We start from the raw sequence: 19,967 nt of genomic DNA, 5'->3' as shown, positions 1-19,967 counted from the left end.
GCGCATCAGTTCCGCCAGCATCTCGGCGCGGCGCACCACCGGCAGGAACCGCTCCCGCGCTTCCTTCAGTTCCGGATTGTCGGGCTGGATGGCGGAGGAAATGACGACGACATGCGCATCCTTCAGGTTCTCGGCCTTCTGACCGACCATGACGTCGACACCAAGTTCGCGCAGGCGCTTCACATTGGCGCTCTCCGCCATGTCGCTGCCTTGCACGCTATAGCCAAGATTATGCATGACCTCGGCAATACCGCTCATGCCGATACCGCCGACACCGACGAAGTGGATGGTTCCTATGTCGAGAGGAGCCGGACGCATTACCCACCTGCCTTTTCATGCGACAGCGCGCGGCGAAACTCGCCACGGCCCAGTTCTTCGACGAGATCGGCGAGCTTCTTCACCGCCTGCGGCTGCCCTGTCGCCTTGGCGGCGGCCGCTGCGCCGTTCAGTGTTTCGGGATGCGCGAAGAGGTCGGCGAGCTTTTCAGCCAGAGACTCTTCCGTAAAATCGCGTTGCTCGATCATCCAGGCCGCGCCCTCACCGGCCAGCACTTCGGCATTCGCCTTCTGGTCGTTGTCGAGCGAATGAGGCAGCGGCACGAGGATCGACGGACGCCCGATAATGCCGAGTTCCGCCATGGTGGACGCACCCGACCGCCCGATGACAAGATGCGCCGACGCGATGCGCGCGGGCATGTCATCGAAAAATGTCTGAAGTTCCGCGGCAATCCCCGCCACGCGATAAGCGCCTTCGACCCGTTCCCGATCTTCCGGGCGGCATTGCTGCACGACATCGAGCCGCGCGCGAATGCTTTCAGGCAGGCGGGTCAGCGCGCCGGGCACGATATCGGCCATCACACGCGCGCCCTGGCTGCCGCCAAAGACGAGCAGCCGGATTCGGGCATCGGCGTCCAGCCTGTCGTAAGGCACATCCGCCTGCTGGATCACCGCGTCGCGGACCGGATTACCGGTCAGCACGAGCTTGCCCTTGTCGGTCTCGCGCAGATAGCGCGGGCTCGGGAAGGTGGACGCAATAGCGTGAACATAAGGCCCGACCAGACGGTTGACGCGGCCCAATACGGCGTTTTGTTCATGGACGCAGGTCGGGATACGACGCAGCAGCGCGGCAGCGAGCGGCGGCAAGGTCGGATATCCGCCAAAGCCGATCACCACGGCGGGTTTCACCCGCCCGAGAATGCCGAAGGATTTTGCGACGCCCGAGAAAAGCACGGGCGCCGCTTTCACAAGGCCGGCGATCCCTTTGCCTGAAGGCGTCGCCGACGGCACGGCATAGATATCCGCACCGGGGAACAAGCTGTCGAAGCGCTTCACGCGCTCATCCGTCATCAGCACGATGTCGCGGCCCCGCCGCGCAAGCTCCTGCGCCAGCGCCTGGCCGGGGAAGAGATGCCCCCCCGTGCCGCCCGCGGCAATCACGACCGGTCCCTGCATATTCGCGCTCATGCCACAGCCCCCCATCCAGAAGGCATCGGCACATGCGAGCCGGCGCGGCGGCGCGTCAGCGCCAGCAACATGCCCATGGTGAGCGAAACGGCAAAGAGCGACGACCCGCCGTAAGAGATGAACGGAAGCGTCATCCCCTTGGCGGGAATAAGGTTCACATTCACCGCCATATTGATGAGCGCCTGCAGCCCGAACAGCGCGACAAGCCCGCAGGAAGAATACTGGATGAAGAGATCCTGCTCTTCCATCGCCCGCGACAGCGTGCGCATGACAATGAAGGCGAAGAGACCGATGATGAGAAGCCCCGCCAGCACGCCATATTCTTCCGCGGCAACGGCAAAAATGAAGTCGGTATGCGCGTCGGGGAGGATCTGCTTCACCTCGCCCTCGCCCGGCCCACGCCCGAAAATACCGCCTGCATGGAAAGCATCGAGCGCCGTGTCGATCTGATAGGTGTCTCCGCCCGCCGGATTGACGAAACGGTCGATACGGCTCGCGACATGCGGCATCAGCATATAGGCCGCCATAAGCCCAGCGAGCGCCGCCGTGCCCAGCGACCCGATCCAGACCCAGCTCAACCCGGCCATGAAGAAGATCGCACCGAACACCATCGTAATCAGCATCAGCTGACCGAAATCGGGCTGCAGCGCGAGCACACTGATGACCATGACATAAAGCGCAACGGCAACCGCCGTGCCCGGGAAACCGGGCAGCCGGTGCGCCTCGGCAAACATCCAGGCGGCGATCACAATGAAGGCCGGCTTGATGAATTCGGAAGGCTGCAACGCGAACGGACCGATCAGGATCCAGCGATGCGCACCGTTCATTTCCGGCCCGACCAGAAGCGTCAGGATCATCGCGGCGAACGCGCCTGCGAAGACGAAGACTGCCAGACGGCGGATCTGTTTCACCGTCAGCAGCGACACCCCCACAAGGATCATGAGCGAAGGCAAAAGGAACAGGAGCTGCTTGTAGACGAAATGGAACGGCGGATAGTGAAGCCGCATCGCAACAGCCGGGCTCGCTGCCAGCGTCAGCACCATGCCAAGCGAGATGAGCAGGCCGATCGCCAGAAGCGTCAGCCGGTCCACCGTCCACCACCATTCGGCAAGCGCCGTGCGATTTGTTCGGGAAAGACGCATCATACGACCGCACCTCCCGCGCTTTCCAATACCGCCTGCACGTCTTCACGGAAGCGGTCGCCGCGAATTTCGAAATTCGCGAACTGGTCGAAGGATGCGCAAGCCGGCGACAAAAGCACCACTTTGAGATCCGCCGTATCCGCTTTTGCGTCACGTGCGGCATCGTGCACCGCGCGGTCCAGCGTGCCGCAGATTTCATGTGCGACCGTATCGCCGAGCGTCGCCGCGAAGTCTTCCGCCGCTTCGCCGATCAGATAGGCCTTGCGGACGCGCGGGAAGAGATTTGCGAGGGAGGAAATCCCCCCCTCTTTCGGCTTGCCGCCCGCGATCCAGTAGATGTTGTCATATGCCGCGAGCGCCTTCGAGGCGGCATCCGCATTGGTCGCCTTGCTGTCATTGACGAAGCGCACACCGTCCCGCTCGGCGACGATCTCCATGCGGTGAGCAAGGCCCGGAAAGCTTTCGAAAGCGGAAAGAATTTTCTCGCGTAGATAGCCAAGGGCGCGCCCGGCCGCGAAGGCCGCTGCCGCGTTCTGCCAGTTATGCGCGCCGGGCAGCGTACGCATCGGCTTCAGCGAACCCACATTCACCGTCTGCTGGCCCGTCGCGTCGTAAAGAACGCCATCGATGACATAGACGCCGCGTCCGAGCGCCTTGCCGACGGAAACCGGCACAAGACTGGCCACGCGCCATGCGCCGATCTTCGTGCCGATGTCGCTCGAATATCCGTCATCCACACCGACGATCGCCGTATCGCCTTCCTTCTGCCGGGCAAAGAGCCGCGCCTTCACCGCCGCATAGTTTTCGACCGTGCCATGACGGTCGATATGGTCCGGCGTGATGTTGAGAAGAATGGCGATGTCGGGCGCGATGCCGGGAGCCAGATCGATCTGATAGGACGAGACCTCGATCACATAGACCATGCCCGTTTTCGGGGGATCGAGATCGAGGACGGGCCGGCCGATATTGCCGCCCACCTGCACGATGCTTCCGCAACGGCGCACCATGTGACCGATCAGCGCCGTCGTGGTCGACTTGCCGTTCGTGCCGGTGATCGCGACGAATTTCGCGCCGGTGTTGCTCGCCGTCAGGGCGCGCTGAAACAGCTCGACATCGCCGATCACTTCCACGCCCGCGCCCTGCGCCGCCTTGACCGTCCGATGCGGTTCGGGATGGGTCAAGGGAACGCCCGGCGCGAGAACGAATGCGGCAATCGAGCTCCAGTCCCACCCGTCGCAATCGGAAAGCGCGACGCCCGCCTCGCGGGCTTCCTCGCGTTTGACCTCGGAATCGTCCCAGGCAAGCACCTCCGCTTTGCCGGCTTCGAGCGCACGCACCGTCGCGAGCCCGGACTTGCCCAGTCCGAACACGGCAACGCGGCGCTTTTCGAAACCCGGAACGGGTATCATGGCCTACCTCAGTTTCAGCGTTGCAAGCCCCGCCATGGCCAGCACGACGGAGATGATCCAGAAGCGGATGACGACGGTCGATTCCGCCCATCCCTTCTGCTCGAAATGATGGTGCAGCGGCGCCATGCGGAAGACGCGCTTGCCGGTGAGTTTGAAGGAGGCGACCTGCACGATGACGGAGATGGCCTCGAGCACGAAGAGCCCGCCGATAATGGCAAGCACCAGTTCATGCTTGGCGGCGATGGAAATGGCGCCCAGCGCAGCACCCAGCGCCAACGATCCCGTATCGCCCATGAAAACCATGGCGGGCGGCGCGTTGTACCAGAGGAAACCGAGCCCGGCGCCGATCAGCGCGCCACAGAAGATCGCAAGTTCGCCCGTGCCCTGCACGAAGTGGATCTGCAGGTAATCCGCAAACACGGCATTGCCGACCAGGTAAACGATAAGCCCCAGGCTCGCCGCCGCGATCATCACCGGCACGATCGCCAGACCGTCCAGACCGTCCGTCAGGTTGACGGCATTGGAAGACCCGACAATCACGAGACAGCCGAACAGGAAAAAGAAGGCGCCGACCTGTACGAGGACGCTCTTGAAGAAGGGAATGGCGATAGCCGTGGACATGGCCGGATCGCCGAGACGCACCAGCCACCACATGGCGCCAAGCGCGATAATGAATTCGAAGAAGAGCTTCACCCGCCCCGGCACGCCGTCCGGGGAGATCTTGCTGACCTTCAGATAATCATCGGCAAACCCCACCGCGCCGAAGCCCAGCGTCACCAGCAGCACGATCCAGACATACTGGTTACGAAGATCCGCCCAGAGAAGCACGGCGGGGACAAGTCCTACCAGGATCAGAAAGCCGCCCATGGTCGGCGTCCCCTGCTTCTGGATAATATGTGTCTGAGGTCCGTCCTCGCGGATCGGCTGTCCGCGCCGCTGGCGCGACTTCAACAGACGAATGATCGCCGGACCGAAGAGAAAGCTGAAGAGCAGCGCCGTTACCGTCGCGCCGCCCGTACGGAACGTAATGTAGCGGAACACATTGGCGCCCGGCACCTGATCCGAAATGCTCAACATCAAATCGTAAAGCACGTTCCTACCCCCTGTTCCGCAAAATGCTCTCGCTGTCGTCTTCCCCGAGCGCCACAAGCGCTTCGACGACAGGCCCCATTTTCGAGCCGAAGGACCCCTTGACCATCAGCACGTCGCCATTCCGGATTTCCTCGACGAGCAAGTCGACGAGAGCATCGGCGCTCGGCGTATAGCGCCCCTGATGTGCCGCAGGCACGGCACTGAACAGTTCGCGCATATGCGGACCGCAGGCAAAAAGAAGGTCGATATGAGAATGACGAAGCACCGGCGCCAGATCGCGATGCATACCGTCCGCGTCTTCGCCCAGCTCCAGCATGTCGCCCAGCACGGCGATCCGCCGACCCCGGCCCTGCGGCTTCGCCTGACCCAGCGCCTCGATGGAGGCGCGCATGGATGCGGGGTTCGCGTTATAGCTTTCGTCGATCACGGTGAAGCTGCGCCCGCCCGCCGTCACGAAATGCCGCTCGCCGCGGCCCTTCGGCGCCTGCAACCGGCCCAGCGCCATCGCCGCGAGCGCAAGGTCCGCGCCGACCGCCTGCACAGCGGCCAGCATGGCAAGGCTGTTCATCACGATATGACGGCCCGGCACGCCCACCTTGTAGGTCACCTTCTGACCGCAAATGGTCGCGGCGACGCTAGATCCGTCGTCACGCAGCGCCACCTTGTCGAGCCGCGCTTCCGCCTCTTCATGCTCGCCGAACCCGATGATCCGACCGGCGCCCGAGGCTTCAGCCTTGGCGCGCAGCCTTTCGAAATGCGGATTGTCCCGATTGAGAATGGCGATACCGCCCGGCTGCAAGCCGTCGAAAAGCTCGCCCTTGGCATCGGCGATCTGCTCAAGGCTGTCGAAATATTCGATATGAACCGCCTCGACCGTCGTCACGATCCCGACCAGCGGCTCAACCATCTTCGAAAGAGGCGTGATCTCGCCCGGATGGTTCATGCCGATTTCGAAGACACCGAACTCGGTTTCCTTCGGCATCCGCGCGAGCGACAGCGGCACACCCCAAAGGTTATTGTAGGAAGCGGCGGAGGCATGGGTCGGCCCCTGCGCGCCGAAAATCATGCGCAGACCTTCCTTCGTGCCGGTCTTGCCGACACTGCCCGTCACCGCGATGATTTTCGCATCGGTACGCGCCCTTGCCGCGCGTCCCAGCTCATTGAGCGCCTCGAGCGTATCGCCCACCTGAACCAGCGAACCGGCCGACATCATATCGTCGTCCACGCGCGAAACGACGGCCGCCGCGGCGCCCTTTTCAAGCGCATTGGCGACATAGGCATGACCGTCGGAGTTCTCGCCGACAATCGCAACGAAAAGGTCGCCGGCTTCGAGCGTGCGGCTGTCGATAGAAACGCCGGTCGCGTTCCAGCCCGCGCCATGCGCCGCCCCGCCGGTCGCGGCCAACACATCCTCGGAGGTCCAGAGCGGCTGCGTCATGCGGCACCTCCCGCAATCTCGCGCGCGGCGCCCTGCACGGCCTCGTGGTCGGAAAAAGGAATAGTCGTGTCGCCGACGATCTGCCCGGTTTCATGTCCCTTGCCGGCCACCACCAGAAGGTCGCCTTTTTGAAGCGCCTTCATCGCCGTGACGATAGCCTCGCCCCGGTCGCCGATTTCACTCGCCGAGGGGCACCCTTTCAGCACCGCCTGACGAATGGCGGCGGCGTCCTCACCCCGGGGATTATCGTCCGTCACATATATAATGTCGGCCAAGCGGGCCGCGACTTCGCCCATCAGGGGCCGCTTGCCCGGATCGCGGTCGCCGCCGCAGCCGAATACGACCACCAGACGGCCCGCCGTATGGGGACGCATGGCGCTCAGCACATTCTCCAGCGCATCCGGCGTATGGGCATAATCGACATAAACCGATGCACCATTGGGCAGATGTGCGACTTCCTCCATCCGACCGCGTGCGCCCTGCAATTTGCCGAGTGTCCCGAAGACACCCTCGGCAGGCGCACCGCAGCCGATGGCAAGCCCCGCCGCGACCAGCGCATTGGACGCCTGGAAAGCGCCGATCAGCGGCAGGTCCACATCGTAATTGCGGCCCTCATGAATGATTTCGAGCGTCTGTCCGCGCAGGCCCGGCCGCATCGCGGCAAGACAAATTCCCCGCCCCTTGCGGCCGACAGTGATCACCTTGTGACCGCGCGCCCAGGATACTGCCTCGAACTCGGCAAACTGCGCAGCGTCCGCATTCAGCACCGCCACGCCGCCCGGCCCCATGACCTCGCCGAACAGGCGAAGCTTTGCGTAGAGGTAGTCGTCGAAATTCGCGTGATAATCCAGATGATCGCGCGTGATATTGGTAAAGCCCGCCGCGCTCACTTTCACACCGTCGAGACGGTACTGCGCCAGACCGTGGCTGGACGCTTCCATCGCCAGATGCGTCACGCCTTCATCGGCCAGTTCCGCGAGTTCGCGATGCAGCGCCACCGGATCGGGCGTCGTATAGCCCAATGCCCGTTCGCCTTTCGGCCCCGTAATACCGAGCGTGCCCAGGCTTGCCGCCGGTTCGCTGAGCATCTCCCAGATCTGCCGCACGAAAGACGCGACCGAGGTCTTGCCGTTCGTGCCCGTCACGGCGGCCACGACGCCGGGCTGCACCTCGAAAAAACGCGCCGCCATCTGAGCGAGCCGCCGACGGGGATTACGGTCTGAAATCACCGGTACGGAAACCCCCGCCGGCAGCTCGACACCCCCCCCGACGAGAAGGGCCGCCGCGCCCTTCTCCAGAGCCTGGGGAATGAACTGAACGCCATCGGCCTTGGTGCCGGGAAGCGCCGCGAAGAGGAATCCGGGCTCGACCGCACGGCTATCGGCGGTCAGGCCACGAATTTCCGCATCTCCCCCGGACCGGGGGAGACGGACATCCGCTCCTATCAACGCCGACAACTGCATGTGACCGAACTTCCTTCCTCGCCAAACTAATGGGCATTGTGAAACTGATAGGACACGAGCTGCGCGCCCTCCGGCACAGACCGTTCCGGCTGCTCCGGCTCGATATCGAGCAGCGGCGCGACACGCTTGACGACGCGCGCCGTCACCGGCGCCGCGTTCCAGCCGGCCGTCGCATAGCCGTAAGTCTTCTTCGTGCCCTTGGGCTCGTCGAACATGATGATCATCGCGTAGCGCGGCTTGTTGGCCGGGAACGCGCTGACGAAAGACGTGATGAGCTTGTGCTTGGCATAACCGCCATTCTCCGGCTTCTCCGCCGTTCCCGTCTTGCCCATCACCGGATAACCCACAACATCCGCGTTCTTGCCCGTGCCCCCTTCGACGACGAGGCGCAGGAGCCAACGCATATCCCGGCTCGTGCCTTCGGAGATCACGCGCGCGCCATGCTGAGGCGTATCGCGCCGGACCAGCGTGGGCGTCACGCGCGTGCCGCCATTCACGATGGCGCTCAGAGCGGAGACAACCTGCAGCGGCGTAACGGCAATTCCGTGACCATAGGATGTCGTAATATTGGTAATCTCAGACCAGCGCGTCGGCAGGATGGGAGCCCCTGCTTCGGGCAGTTCGATCTGCGGCTTTTCCAGAAGACCGAAACGCTTCAGATAATCCCGGTGCACATCGGCGCCGATTTCCAGCGCGATCTTCGCCGTGCCGATATTCGACGAATGCATGAAGATTTCCGGCAGCGTCAGCTTCTTGTTTTCCGCGTGGTAGTCGCTGATCGTGAAGCGGCCGACCTTCATCGGCTTGGTCGCATCGACCTTGGCTTTCGGGTCGATCAGCCCCGAATTGAGCGCCGCCGCCATGGTGACGGCCTTGAAAACGGACCCGAGCTCGTAGACACCCAGTGTCGCGCGATTGAAACGCGCATTGGCGGGCACGGCCATCGGGTCGTTGGGGTCGAAATCCGGCAGCGAGCTCAGCCCGATCACTTCCCCGGTATGGACATCCATGATGATGCCGACCGCGGCTTTGGCGGAGAACTCCTTCATGCCCTTCAGCAATTCATCGCGCAGGGCATGCTGAACCGAGACGTCGAGCGACAGGACGACCGGCTTCTTCGGCTCGCCCTTCTCACCCAGAACATTCCGGTCGATATAGCGCTCCATCCCGGCAATGCCGTGATTGTCGATATTGACCAGCCCGAGCACATTTGCCGCCGTCGCGCCATTGGGATAAACGCGTTTGCGCTCGCGGCGGAACTCAAGCCCTGCAATACCGAGATCGTGCACCGCCTGATGCTGCTTCGGCGTCAGATCACGCTTGATCCAGATGAAGGCCTTTCCGGAGGACAGCTTCTTGTCCACCTCCCCCGCATTGAGATCGGGAAGAACGGAGACGAGCTTCGCCGTCGCCTCCTGCGGGTCGATGACATGCCTTGCATCCGCATAGAGAGAGGCGACCGAGATGTCGGTCGCCAGAACGTCGCCATTGCGGTCGAGAATATCGGGCCGCACCACCTGCCCTATGGGCTTGGCATAGGCGACGCGCGGCGCACCGTCGCCGCCGGTAATGGCCAGGCCGACAAGCCGCGCCCCGACCAGCGAGAAGCAACCGGCAAAAATCGCCGCGGCAAGGAAGATACGGCGCTGCGAGGCACGCGGCTTGCGCGCCGAGGCGCCACGCCCCCAATCGGGCTTGGCGATCGCGTCGTGCCCGGCGCGGATCATGCGGTTATTGGAAGGCTGACGACGCCCGATCATCGGATCATGCTCCCGCCTGCCTGAATGCCCGCCATACCGCCCAGCGACTGCCCTTGCGGCACATAGAACTCATCGGTCCGGTGCGGCATCGGAATATCCTCGAATTTCCCGATCTGCCCCGGCGACACAGGACGAAGGCTGGTGTAGCGCTTGGCCAGCGCCTGCAACCGATCCGGCTCATTGAGATGCGCCCATTCCGCGCGCAGCACCTTGATGGCGTCCTTCTCGCGCGCAATCTGGCGATCGAGCCTGTCGGCCTCGCGTTCCGCCCGCTGCGCGCGATATTTCACGTCGTAAAGACCGATAGACAGCGCAACGACACCGACCAGCAGCAAAAGATTGAGGATCCGGATCATGCGGCACCTCCCTCAAGGGAGGGGACCCGGGGAAAGCCCAGCGCGGCGAGATCGAGCGGAATGACCGGCGCATCGCTGCGCTCGGCGGCGCGAAGTTTCGCGGATCGCGCGCGCGGGTTGACGCCGGCCTCACCGGCCGAGGCCTTGCGCGCCTTATGCGCGATCTCGCGAAACGACGGAGTGGCCTCCTCCGTTTTGGGCATATGGCGATTGGCGCGTCCGGCCCGGCCGGTGCGCGCCATCAGGAACCGCTTCACGATGCGGTCTTCAAGGGAGTGAAACGTCACCACCGCGAGCCGCCCGCCTTCGCGCAGAATTTCCTCTGCGCCGGAAACGCCGCGGGCAACTTCGCCCAGCTCGTCATTCACGAAAATCCGAAGGGCCTGAAATGTCCGCGTCGCGGGATGAATCTTGTCCTGCGGCTTGCGTCCCACCACCCGGGCAACCAGGTCGGCAAGCTCCAGCGTGCGGGAAAAGGCAGCTTCCTGCCGCGCCGCCACAATGGCCTTCGCCACGGCGCGCGCCCGCTTTTCCTCGCCATAGACGGCGATGATCCGCGCCAGCTCGCTTTCCTCATACTCGTTCACGACATCCGCGGCGGACGGCCCGCTCTGGCTCATCCGCATGTCGAGCGGCCCGTCCTTCTGGAAGGAAAAGCCGCGCTCCGCCTCGTCGATCTGCATGGAGGAGACGCCGAGATCAAGCACCACCCCGTCCACCGCCTCATGACCAAGGCCGCGCACAAGCTCGGCCATATCGCCGAAGCAGCCCTCGACCAGCGTCAGACGGCCGGCAAATTCCGTTTCGAGCGCACGGCCGCGCAGGATCGCATTGGGATCCCGGTCGATCGCCAGCACAGCGCAATCCGCGCTTTCCAGCAGGCCGCGCGTATAGCCGCCCGCCCCGAAGGTCCCGTCGACATAAAGACCGCCGTCTTTCGGGGAAACGACCTCGAGCACTTCAGGCAGCATGACCGGGATATGCGGCGCCTTCTCGCTCACGAGGCACCTCCATCGTTCCCACTGCGCTCGCGCGCCATCTGTGCCGGCGGCTTCAGAAGGTCGCTCAACGAACCGACCTTCTTCATCACCTGCTCGTAATGGGCCGCATAGGCCGCGGGCTCCCAGATCTGGAAGCGCTGGCCCATGCCCACAAAGGTCACTTCATTGGTGATGCCGGCGCGTTCGCGCAGCTCCTCGGGCAGCACGACACGGCCATCGGCATCGAACATCAGCTCCCAGGCATTGCCGTGCAACACCATGGCGAGCTCTTCGCGCTCGTCGGAGAAGGGCGCGAGCTGCGCCAGCATCTCTTCGATCAGATTTGAAAATTCCGGCCCGCACCCCTCGATGACGGACGCCCCCTTGAGGGAGGGGAAGCAGACGATGCCGTTATAGCCCTGGCCGATCGTGATCGCGCGAAATTTGGCGGGCACGGAAACCCGGCCCTTCGCATCGATCTTGTTGGTGTAGCGCCCCCTGAAGGACTCCATGCCGACGACCTCGTCCCCTGTCCCGCCGCCCGGCCAAATCGCCCGCGGCGCCCCGCCTGAGCGCCGGGCACAAATGGGCCGACATGCACCTCTACGGGATAGTATGGGATATCATGGGAATTCATGGGCGTCAACGGGATCACCTAGTAAAATCGCGGAATTCTGCGGCATTCCGGCGGTCAAGACGGGTCAAAAGGAGACGGTTACTTTGAGAACAAAAGTAAAACATACATGCCCTCCCATGAAAAACCGGGGCCTTTCGGCGGCGATGAAAACGCGCTGCGTGAGTGAGATGAAAGAGGGTCAGATGGCCTGTAAGCCGGGTTCTGTGTCCCGCCCGAAGGCGGTCGATGGCCATTCATCTGGGACGCCCGTTGCCGGACGCCTCCTGCAACCAACCCGGGCGGCGGTCCGGAAACGGACCTGTCCTCGCAAAGGAGGACGCGCCACCCCTATTCGGTTTTGCTCCCGGTGGGGTTTGCCCTGCCACGACCGTTACCGGCCGCGCGGTGCGCTCTTACCGCACCCTTTCACCCTTACCTGCCGGTTGCCCCGCAGGCGGTTTGCTTTCTGTGGCACTTTCCCTGGGGTCGCCCCCGCCGGACGTTATCCGGCACCGTGCTTCCGTGGAGCCCGGACTTTCCTCTGCCTTTCGACAGCGGCCATCCGGCCATCTGACCCTGAGTAGGACTTAGGGATGGGAACATGGACCCGTCAAGCCAATTAATAGCCTTGTACCCGGCCTCTTCCGTAACGACATTGCCGGTTACCAATTCAATTATGGGAGGAAATCCATGAAAGCCGCCGTCTATTACGAGAACGGGCCGCCCACCGTCCTGAAATACGAGGATGTGCCGGACCCCGAATGCCCTGATGACGGTATCGTCATCCAGGTCGAAGCCGTCTCCATCGAGGGCGGCGATACGCTGAACCGGCTGGGCGGCGAACTCGCCACCACGCCGCATATCGTCGGCTATCAGGCGGCAGGCACCATCCTCGAAACCGGCAGCAATGTGAAAGACCTGAAGGTCGGACAGCGCGTCACGACGGTGAACATGTATGGCAGCCATGCCGAAAAGCGGGCCGTCTTTGCTGCCACCGCCTGGCCCGTGCCGGACGGGCTCGACATTCGCCAGGCGGCCGCCATCCCCGTTCCCTTCGGCACGGCGCATGATTGCCTGTTCGAATTCGGACATCTGAAGCGCGGCGAAACGGTGCTCGTTCAGGCCGGCGCCGGGGCGGTTGGCCTGGCTGCGATCCAGCTTGCCAAGCGCGAGGGCGCGACCGTCATCGCCACGGCGTCGAGCCAGGAGAAACTCGATCGACTGAAGGAGTTCGGTCTGGATCATGGCATCAACTACCGCGAGCAGGACCTCGTCGCCGAGGTGATGAAACTCACCGACAATCGCGGCGTCGATCTTGTGGTCGATCCGGTGGGCGGTTCCACCCTCCAGAAATCCATCGACGTGCTCGGATATCGCGGGCGCATCTCCATGGTCGGTCGCGCCGGCCGGGAGCCCATGACGGTGGACGTGCAAAGCATGATGGCGGGCAACCGCTCTCTCACGGGCGTTTTCCTCGGCGCGGAAATCTTCTCGCCGCGTGTGCGCGAAAACATCCAGTCACTCATCGACGACGCCGCAAAGGGTGAACTCAAGGTGGTGCTCGACAAGGAGTTCAAGCTCTCCGAAGCGGCGGAGGCTCATGCCTATATCGAAGGCCGGTCCGCCTTCGGCCGGGTCATCATGATCCCGTAAAGCGTTTCGGCAGGCTCCTTCCGGGGCCTGCCGGACTTATCCCCGCGCCAGCTCGACCAGGCGGCGCAGCGTCATGATGGTGGAAATATCGGCAATGCCGTCCACCCTCGCCTGCCGGAAATGCCGCTGAAACGCGGTCACGACCTGCTCGGTCGTTTCGTCAAAGCGGCCCATCACCTCCACGCCATAGCCGTAATCGGCCAGCATGAACTGAAGGTCGGCGACGTGATCGCCACGTTCGCCGCGGGCAAGGCTCGGCCCCTCGACGATCTCTTCCGGCTCCACCCATAAGCCGACACCGGCGCGGGCGAGCCGCGCCCAGTCGAACCATTCGCCGGGATCGGCCTTGCGCCCGGGCGCCACATCGGAATGACCGATGACGCGACGGGCGGGGATATTCCAGCGCGCGATAATTTCTTTCGACAGCGCTTCCACCGCCGCCATCTGCGCGTCGGGATATGGCGGACAACCGAAGTCATGACCGCCATTGACGATCTCGATACCGATGGACCGGCTGTTGATGTCGGTCTCGCCCGCCCATCTCGATACGCCCGCATGCCAGGCGCGCATCTCTTCGGGCACCATGCGCACGATCCGCCCGTCCTCATGAATCATGTAATGGGCCGACACGCGCGCCTCCGCGCTGCACAGGCGTTCCGCCGCGGCCTCGGCCGTCTCCATGCCGGTGTAATGCATGAGAAGGATATCCACCGGCGCTTGACGCTCGTCGAGATTGGGCGACGGCCTTTCGATGCATTCAATGGCCATGACTTATCCTCAGGGTCCGGTGTCCACGATACGCTTCTGACGTATCGAGACGATGAGCACGCCGGTAAGCGCAATCAGGGCACCGACGATCATACGCTGTGTCAGCGTCTCACCCAGAAGCGTTGCCGCGAAGAAGACGGTGAAGATCGGCGCAAGCAATGTCAGCGGCGCGGTCTGCGTCACTTCATAGCGTTGCAGGAGGTAGAAGATACCCGCATGGCCGACCAGGCTGGAAGCGAAGGCCACATAGAAAATCCCCGACCATTGCAGCAGCGAGGCGGTCTGGATGACCGTGATCTGATGCGATTCAAACACCAACGATCCCAGCAGCATCAGCGGCGCGGCGACGGTCGCCACCCAGGCCTGAAGTTCGAACACGCCGACATGCCTGATCTGGCGCTGATAGATCGTGCCGACGGAACTGACCAGCGCGGAGCAGACCACCAGCAGAAGGCCGTCGATGTAGCGGAAGACCGTCGGGTCGAAGCTGATGACCATCACACCGGCAAAGGAGAGCGTGATGCCGAGCCAGCGCTTCCAGAACACCTGCTCTTTCAGGAAGATCACCGACATGATGGCGGAAAACGGCACGCCGAGCTGGCTTGCCACCGCCACGACCGAGGCATCCGAAATCGCGAGACCGGCAAAGAAGAAGCCGAAACCGATGGGCCCCGCGCACAGCGAGATGATGATGACTTCCTTCATCTGCCCCTTGTGAATCTTCAGGAAGGGGAAGAGCACGGCCACGATGAGGAGGAAGCGCAGTGCCGCGAAGAGAAGCGGCGGGAAATGACCGATCGACACTTTCGCCGCCACAAGCGCAAAGCCCCAGATCAGATTGATCAGCATCATGAAGGCGAGATGTGTGGGGGTCATGCCCATGGGCGTCGGCCTTGCGGGTACCGCCAAGCAGAAGGCGTCCCCCGGAAGGAGAACGCCCAAAGCTGACGTCGATGTCATTTTTAATCTTGTTACCGCAAGCAGCAGAGCGCCGCCAGCCCTGCCCTCAGGAAACTTCTTCGCTCAGGGCCTCCTTGAGGCCTCTCTGGCGGCAGATCCGGTCATAGGCGTCGTTGATCGCGGCGAGCTTTTCATTTGCGATGGTGACGAGTTCCTTGGGCACGCCGCGCGCAACCATCATGTCGGGATGATTTTCGCGCACGAGACGGCGATAGGCCTTTTTGAGGTCCTGGTTGGAAATATCCGGCGTGATGCCCAGCACCAGATAGGGGTCGGAGCGGTCCGGCCCCAGATGGCTGGCGCGGATACGGGCGAACTCGACCTCCGAAAAACCGAAGATATCCGCCACCGTCCTCAGGAATTCGATCTCGTTGGGATGAACGAATTTGTCCGCCTTGGCGATGTGGAACAGCGCGTCGAGCACGTCTTCCAGCACCGCAGGCTTGTCGCGATAGATGCGGGCGACCTGACGGGCATAGGCCTCGTACCCGGCCACATCCTGCTGGGCGATCTGGTAGACGCGCTGGACATTGCGCGCCTCCTCCGCCGGAATGTCGAAAACCTGCTGGAAAGCCTGGATTTCGGCGTCGCTCACCTCCCCGTCGGCCTTGGCCATCTTGGCCGACAGCGCGATCAGGGCGATGGTGAAGACGACCTCATGGTCCTCCAGCGCGCGGTCGATGACGATATGTCCCGCCACCGCGCCCACCAGAGCGCCAAGGGGCCCGCCAACGGCCATTCCAACGCCGGCGCCCGCTATTTTTCCCCAGATCGACATGAGGCAAGCCTAGACGGATTTGCACCGTTTCGCACTCGCGAAAATCACCCATTCCCTTGCGTCAATGCAAGATTGGAGCAAAGCCGTTCCGCGCCTGCGAAAGCTGTGGCAGGTTGCAGCCCATGAGCGAGAACACGTCCGAAAACGCAGAACGCTGGGATTTCTGGATCGACCGGGGCGGCACCTTTACCGACCTTGTGGGCCGCAGCCCCGACGGGCGGCTGGTGCCGCACAAGCTGCTGTCGGAAAACCCGGAGCAATATGAGGACGCTGCGCTGCAGGGCATTCGCGAGCTGCTGAGCGTGGGTACGAACGACCCGCTGCCCGGAGACCGCATCGGCGCGGTGAAGATGGGGACGACGGTTGCAACCAATGCGCTGCTGGAGCGCAAGGGCGAGCCGACATTGCTGCTCACCAACAGGGGCTTCCGCGACGCGCTGGCCATCGGCTACCAGAACCGCCCTCACCTCTTCCGGCTGCGAATCGAAAAGCCGGAACTGCTCTACGCGAAGGTGGCTGAAACCGGCGGGCGAATGAGCGCAAGCGGCGAGGAACTGGAAGCCTTCGACGCGGAAAACGCCCGCGCGGCGCTGCAGGAAGCCTTCGACGAGGGCCTGCAGGCGGTGGCGATCTGCTTCATGCATGGCTATCGCTACCCGGCGCACGAAACCCAAGCCGCTGAAATCGCAAGGGAAATCGGCTTCACGCAAATTTCCACCAGCCATGGCGTGAGCCCGCTGATGAAATTCGTCGCGCGCGGCGACACGACGGTGGTGGACGCCTATCTCTCGCCGGTCCTGCGGCGCTATGTAGACCGGGTGGCGGGCGCCATCGGAACCGACGACCCGGCGACCCGGCTTTTCTTCATGCAATCCTCCGGCGGACTGACGGAAGCGCATCTTTTCGAGGGCAAGGACGCCGTGCTGTCGGGCCCCGCGGGCGGCGTGGTCGGCGCGGTGGAGACCTCGAAACTCGCAGGTTTCAGCCGGATTATCGGCTTCGACATGGGCGGCACCTCGACCGATGTCTGCCATTATGACGGCGAATTCGAGCGCAGCTTCGACAATGAAGTGGCGGGCGTCCGCATGCGCGCGCCGATGATGCAGATCCACACGGTCGCCGCGGGCGGCGGCTCCATCCTGCATTTCGACGGATCCCGGCTGCGCGTGGGGCCGGACAGCGCGGGCGCGAACCCCGGACCGGCGGCCTATCGCAAGGGCGGGCCGCTGACGGTGACGGATGCCAATGTGCTCACCGGCAAACTTATCCCCGACTATTTCCCGAAAGTGTTCGGTCCGGCAGCGGATGAAGGGCTAGATAGCGCTGAGGTTGGGGCAAGATTCAGCGTGCTGTCGGGCAAGATAGAGCGCATGCCGGAAGAGATTGCCGACGGCTTCATCAGGATCGCTGTCGAGAACATGGCGCAGGCGATCAAGAAGATCTCCGTGCAGCGGGGATATGACGTCACCGGATATGCGCTGACCTGTTTCGGCGGCGCCGGGGGACAACATGCCTGTCTGGTCGCCGACGCGCTGGGGATGACGAAAATATTTTTCCACCCCTTCTCCGGCATCCTGTCCGCCTATGGGATGGGGCTCGCCGATATCCGCGCGCAGCGCGAGACGGCGGTGGAACGCGACCTCGACGCCGACGCGCTGGCCGCGCTCGAACCGGTGCTCGACGAGCTGGGCGCGGATGTGCGGGCGCAGGTTGCAGCACAGGGCGTGGACAAGTCGCGCATCGAACTCAAACCCCGGCTGCATCTGCGCTATGCGGGGACGGACACGGCGCTCATCGTGGAGCATGGCGCGCTGGACGAGGTGCGCGAAGCCTTCGAGGCCGCGCATCGGCAGCGCTTCGGCTTCACGGTCGAAAAACCGGTCGTTATGGAAGCCGTGTCGGTGGAAGCCATCGGCAAATCGGCGGATGTGACCGAACGGCTCGACGCCGGACGGCGCGAAACCGGCGAGGCATCGCCCGACCGGGTGACGCGCTTCTTCTCGCAGGGCGCATGGCACGAGGCGCCGGTTTACCTGCGCGAAGGGCTCGCCCCCGGCGACCGCCTGCCCGGCCCGGCGATCGTCATCGAGCCGCAGCAGACCATCGTCATCGAGCCCGGCTGGTCGGCGGAAGTGACCGGGCTCGACCATATCGTCCTGACACGGACGGAAGCGCGGGCGCAAAGCTTCGCCATCGGCACCGAAGCCGATCCGGTGATGCTCGAAATCTTCAACAATCTCTTCATGTCCATCGCCGAGCAGATGGGCTTCACGCTGGAAAAGACCGCGCATTCGGTGAACATCAAGGAGCGGCTCGACTTCTCCTGCGCGGTCTTCGACACAAGCGGCGGGCTCGTCGCCAATGCGCCGCATATGCCGGTGCATCTGGGCTCCATGGGCGCGACGGTGCGCGCCATCATCGAGCAGAACCCGGATATGCGCCCGGGCGACGTCTATGTGCTGAACGCGCCCTATAATGGTGGGACGCATCTGCCCGATGTGACGGTGGTGGCGCCGGTCTATCTGGACGAAGAAGACGAAACGCCCACCTTTTACACAGCCGCACGCGGGCACCATGCCGATATCGGCGGCATCACGCCGGGCTCCATGCCCGCGCATTCCACCTCCGTCGAGGAGGAAGGTGTGCTGATCGACAATTTCAGGCTGGTGGCGTCCGGCACGTTCCGGGAGGCGGAGATGCGCGCGCTCCTGACGGGCGGCAAATACCCGGCGCGTAATCCCGACCAGAACATCGCCGACCTTCGCGCGCAGATCGCAGCCTGCGAAAAAGGCGCGCAGGAATTGCGCAAGATGGTCGGCCAGTTCGGCCTCGAGACGGTGCAGGCCTATATGCGCCATGTGCAGGACAATGCAGAGGAAAGCGTGCGCCGCGTGATCGGCGCGCTGAAGGATGCCGCCTTCACCCTGCCGCTGGACGACGGGTCCGAAATCCGCGTGCAAGTGAGCGTAGACAGGGAGGCGCGCAGCGCGACCGTCGACTTCACCGGCACCAGCGCGCAAAGGCCCTCCAACCTCAACGCGCCGGAAGCGGTGACGCGCGCCGCCGTTCTTTATGTCTTCCGCTGCATGGTGGATGACGACATTCCGCTCAATGAAGGCTGCCTGAAACCCATCGAGATCGTGGTGCCGGAAGGCTCCATGCTGGCGCCGCGCTACCCGGCGGCCGTGGTGGGCGGCAATGTGGAAACGAGCCAGGCGGTGACGGATGCGCTTTTCGCAGCCCTCGGCGCCATGGCCGCCGCGCAAGGCACGATGAACAACCTGACCTTCGGCAATGAGCGCTACCAGTATTATGAAACGATCTGCGGCGGCGCGGGCGCAGGCCCCGATTTCGACGGGGCGGATGCCGTGCACACCCATATGACCAATTCCCGCCTCACCGACCCGGAAGTGCTGGAATGGCGCTTCCCCGTCTTGCTGAAGGAATTCAGTATACGGAAAGGATCGGGCGGCGATGGCCGCCATCATGGCGGCGACGGCGCGGTGCGCGAGATCGAGTTCCTCGAGAAAATGAGCGTGTCGATTCTCTCCACGCGCCGCATCGTGCATCCCTTCGGGCTGGAAGGCGGCGGCGAGGCGGCCTGCGGCGAAAATTTCGTTCGCCGGCGCGACGGTAAACTCGAGTCACGCGCCGGTGCCGACCAGATGGATTTGAAGCCCGGGGAAAGCATCATAATCCGCACGCCGGGCGGTGGCGGTTTCGGCTGACAAAGTTTCATCCACAATCGATTTTCGAGGCAAATTCAAACGCTTGCAGGGCGTTGTTCAAAGAACCGAATTTCCATGCTGCAGCGCAGCCACGATTTTTCTTGCGCGACACGGCCTTTCACCGTTCCAATCTTCTTCCTGACCCTGAAGCGGAGGCCAATAATGCTCGATGTTCTGGGAGTAAAGATCGGCTATCTCGCCACCGGGCTCGCACTGATCTATGTCGGCATGATCACCTTTGGCGTGATCTGACCGAACAAGCCCCCCACAGGAATTGGAAAGGGCGCCGTGTACGGACGGCGCCCTTTTTTCTTTTGGGCCGTTCTTGTCCAGCTATTCATTACCATCGTCATGGCCCGGC

16 protein-coding genes and 1 other RNA gene are annotated in these 19,967 nt (G+C 63.3%); 2 read left to right on the top strand and 15 right to left on the bottom strand.

What is annotated here, in order from left to right; genetic code table 11:
- The 12 genes from CMI59_RS01535 to rnpB all read right to left on the bottom strand — a co-directional run.
- Window positions 1-318 (bottom strand): Mur ligase domain-containing protein (locus CMI59_RS01535; RefSeq protein WP_293323764.1); only part of this gene is annotated, 318 nt, incomplete at its 3' end.
- A complete protein-coding gene (gene murG, locus CMI59_RS01530; RefSeq protein ID WP_293323761.1) occupies window positions 318-1,463 on the bottom strand; it encodes an undecaprenyldiphospho-muramoylpentapeptide beta-N-acetylglucosaminyltransferase in 1,146 nt (381 codons plus the stop codon). The genes CMI59_RS01535 and murG, both read right to left, overlap by 1 nt.
- Window positions 1,460-2,608: a putative peptidoglycan glycosyltransferase FtsW gene (locus CMI59_RS01525; protein ID WP_293323758.1), complete on the bottom strand. Its 1,149-nt coding sequence runs from the start codon at window positions 2,606-2,608 to the stop codon at window positions 1,460-1,462. The genes murG and CMI59_RS01525 overlap by 4 nt, the downstream gene beginning before the upstream one ends.
- A complete protein-coding gene (murD, locus tag CMI59_RS01520; RefSeq protein WP_293323755.1) occupies window positions 2,605-4,014 on the bottom strand; it encodes a UDP-N-acetylmuramoyl-L-alanine--D-glutamate ligase in 1,410 nt (469 codons plus the stop codon). Before murD ends, CMI59_RS01525 begins: the two co-directional genes overlap by 4 nt.
- 3 nt (window positions 4,015-4,017) lie before the next feature.
- Window positions 4,018-5,106 (bottom strand): phospho-N-acetylmuramoyl-pentapeptide-transferase, encoded by a 1,089-nt coding sequence (mraY, locus tag CMI59_RS01515; protein WP_293323752.1) that lies wholly within the window; start codon window positions 5,104-5,106, stop codon window positions 4,018-4,020.
- 4 nt (window positions 5,107-5,110) lie between these two features.
- Window positions 5,111-6,544, bottom strand: coding sequence for a UDP-N-acetylmuramoylalanyl-D-glutamyl-2,6-diaminopimelate--D-alanyl-D-alanine ligase (locus tag CMI59_RS01510; RefSeq protein WP_293323749.1), 1,434 nt, complete (start codon window positions 6,542-6,544; stop codon window positions 5,111-5,113).
- Window positions 6,541-8,007: a UDP-N-acetylmuramoyl-L-alanyl-D-glutamate--2,6-diaminopimelate ligase gene (locus tag CMI59_RS01505; protein WP_293323747.1), complete on the bottom strand. Its 1,467-nt coding sequence runs from the start codon at window positions 8,005-8,007 to the stop codon at window positions 6,541-6,543. Before CMI59_RS01505 ends, CMI59_RS01510 begins: the two co-directional genes overlap by 4 nt.
- 26 nt (window positions 8,008-8,033) lie before the next feature.
- On the bottom strand, window positions 8,034-9,767 hold the full coding sequence (locus tag CMI59_RS01500; RefSeq protein ID WP_293323744.1) for a penicillin-binding protein 2: 1,734 nt from the start codon (window positions 9,765-9,767) through the stop codon (window positions 8,034-8,036).
- Window positions 9,764-10,123, bottom strand: a complete 360-nt coding sequence (locus CMI59_RS01495) for a hypothetical protein (protein WP_293323741.1) — start codon at window positions 10,121-10,123, stop codon at window positions 9,764-9,766. The genes CMI59_RS01500 and CMI59_RS01495 overlap by 4 nt, the downstream gene beginning before the upstream one ends.
- Window positions 10,120-11,124 carry a 16S rRNA (cytosine(1402)-N(4))-methyltransferase RsmH gene (rsmH, locus tag CMI59_RS01490; RefSeq protein ID WP_293323739.1) on the bottom strand — a complete coding sequence of 335 codons (1,005 nt, stop codon included), beginning with the start codon at window positions 11,122-11,124 and terminating at the stop codon, window positions 10,120-10,122. The genes CMI59_RS01495 and rsmH overlap by 4 nt, the downstream gene beginning before the upstream one ends.
- On the bottom strand, window positions 11,121-11,615 hold the full coding sequence (locus CMI59_RS01485) for a division/cell wall cluster transcriptional repressor MraZ (RefSeq protein WP_293323736.1): 495 nt from the start codon (window positions 11,613-11,615) through the stop codon (window positions 11,121-11,123). The genes rsmH and CMI59_RS01485 overlap by 4 nt, the downstream gene beginning before the upstream one ends.
- Before the next feature lie 299 nt (window positions 11,616-11,914).
- Window positions 11,915-12,293: RNase P RNA component class A (gene rnpB, locus CMI59_RS01480), an RNA gene on the bottom strand.
- Between the two features lie 116 nt (window positions 12,294-12,409).
- On the opposite strand from rnpB, the gene CMI59_RS01475 reads away from it, so the two are divergent.
- Window positions 12,410-13,372 (top strand): zinc-binding alcohol dehydrogenase family protein, encoded by a 963-nt coding sequence (locus tag CMI59_RS01475; protein WP_293323733.1) that lies wholly within the window; start codon window positions 12,410-12,412, stop codon window positions 13,370-13,372.
- Window positions 13,373-13,408: 36 nt separating this feature from the next.
- Here CMI59_RS01475 and CMI59_RS01470 read toward each other — a convergent pair whose 3' ends face one another.
- The 3 genes from CMI59_RS01470 to CMI59_RS01460 all read right to left on the bottom strand — a co-directional run bounded on the left by CMI59_RS01470 (window position 13,409) and on the right by CMI59_RS01460 (window position 15,878).
- Window positions 13,409-14,140 (bottom strand): N-acetylmuramoyl-L-alanine amidase, encoded by a 732-nt coding sequence (locus CMI59_RS01470; RefSeq protein WP_293323730.1) that lies wholly within the window; start codon window positions 14,138-14,140, stop codon window positions 13,409-13,411.
- Between the two features lie 9 nt (window positions 14,141-14,149).
- Complete coding sequence (locus CMI59_RS01465; RefSeq protein WP_293323727.1) at window positions 14,150-15,022, bottom strand: DMT family transporter; 873 nt, start codon at window positions 15,020-15,022, stop codon at window positions 14,150-14,152.
- A gap of 124 nt (window positions 15,023-15,146) precedes the next feature.
- Window positions 15,147-15,878: a TerB family tellurite resistance protein gene (locus CMI59_RS01460; protein WP_293323724.1), complete on the bottom strand. Its 732-nt coding sequence runs from the start codon at window positions 15,876-15,878 to the stop codon at window positions 15,147-15,149.
- Between the two features lie 122 nt (window positions 15,879-16,000).
- Between CMI59_RS01460 and CMI59_RS01455 the strand changes: the two genes are divergently transcribed.
- Window positions 16,001-19,606, top strand: coding sequence for a hydantoinase B/oxoprolinase family protein (locus CMI59_RS01455; RefSeq protein WP_293323722.1), 3,606 nt, complete (start codon window positions 16,001-16,003; stop codon window positions 19,604-19,606).
- Window positions 19,607-19,967 lie beyond the last annotated feature (361 nt).

This window comes from Parvibaculum sp., from assembly GCF_002684405.1.
Classification (GTDB): Bacteria; Pseudomonadota; Alphaproteobacteria; order Parvibaculales; family Parvibaculaceae; genus Parvibaculum.
Note: the sequence above shows the minus strand (reverse complement) of the source record. Positions and strands in the feature narration are given on the sequence as shown.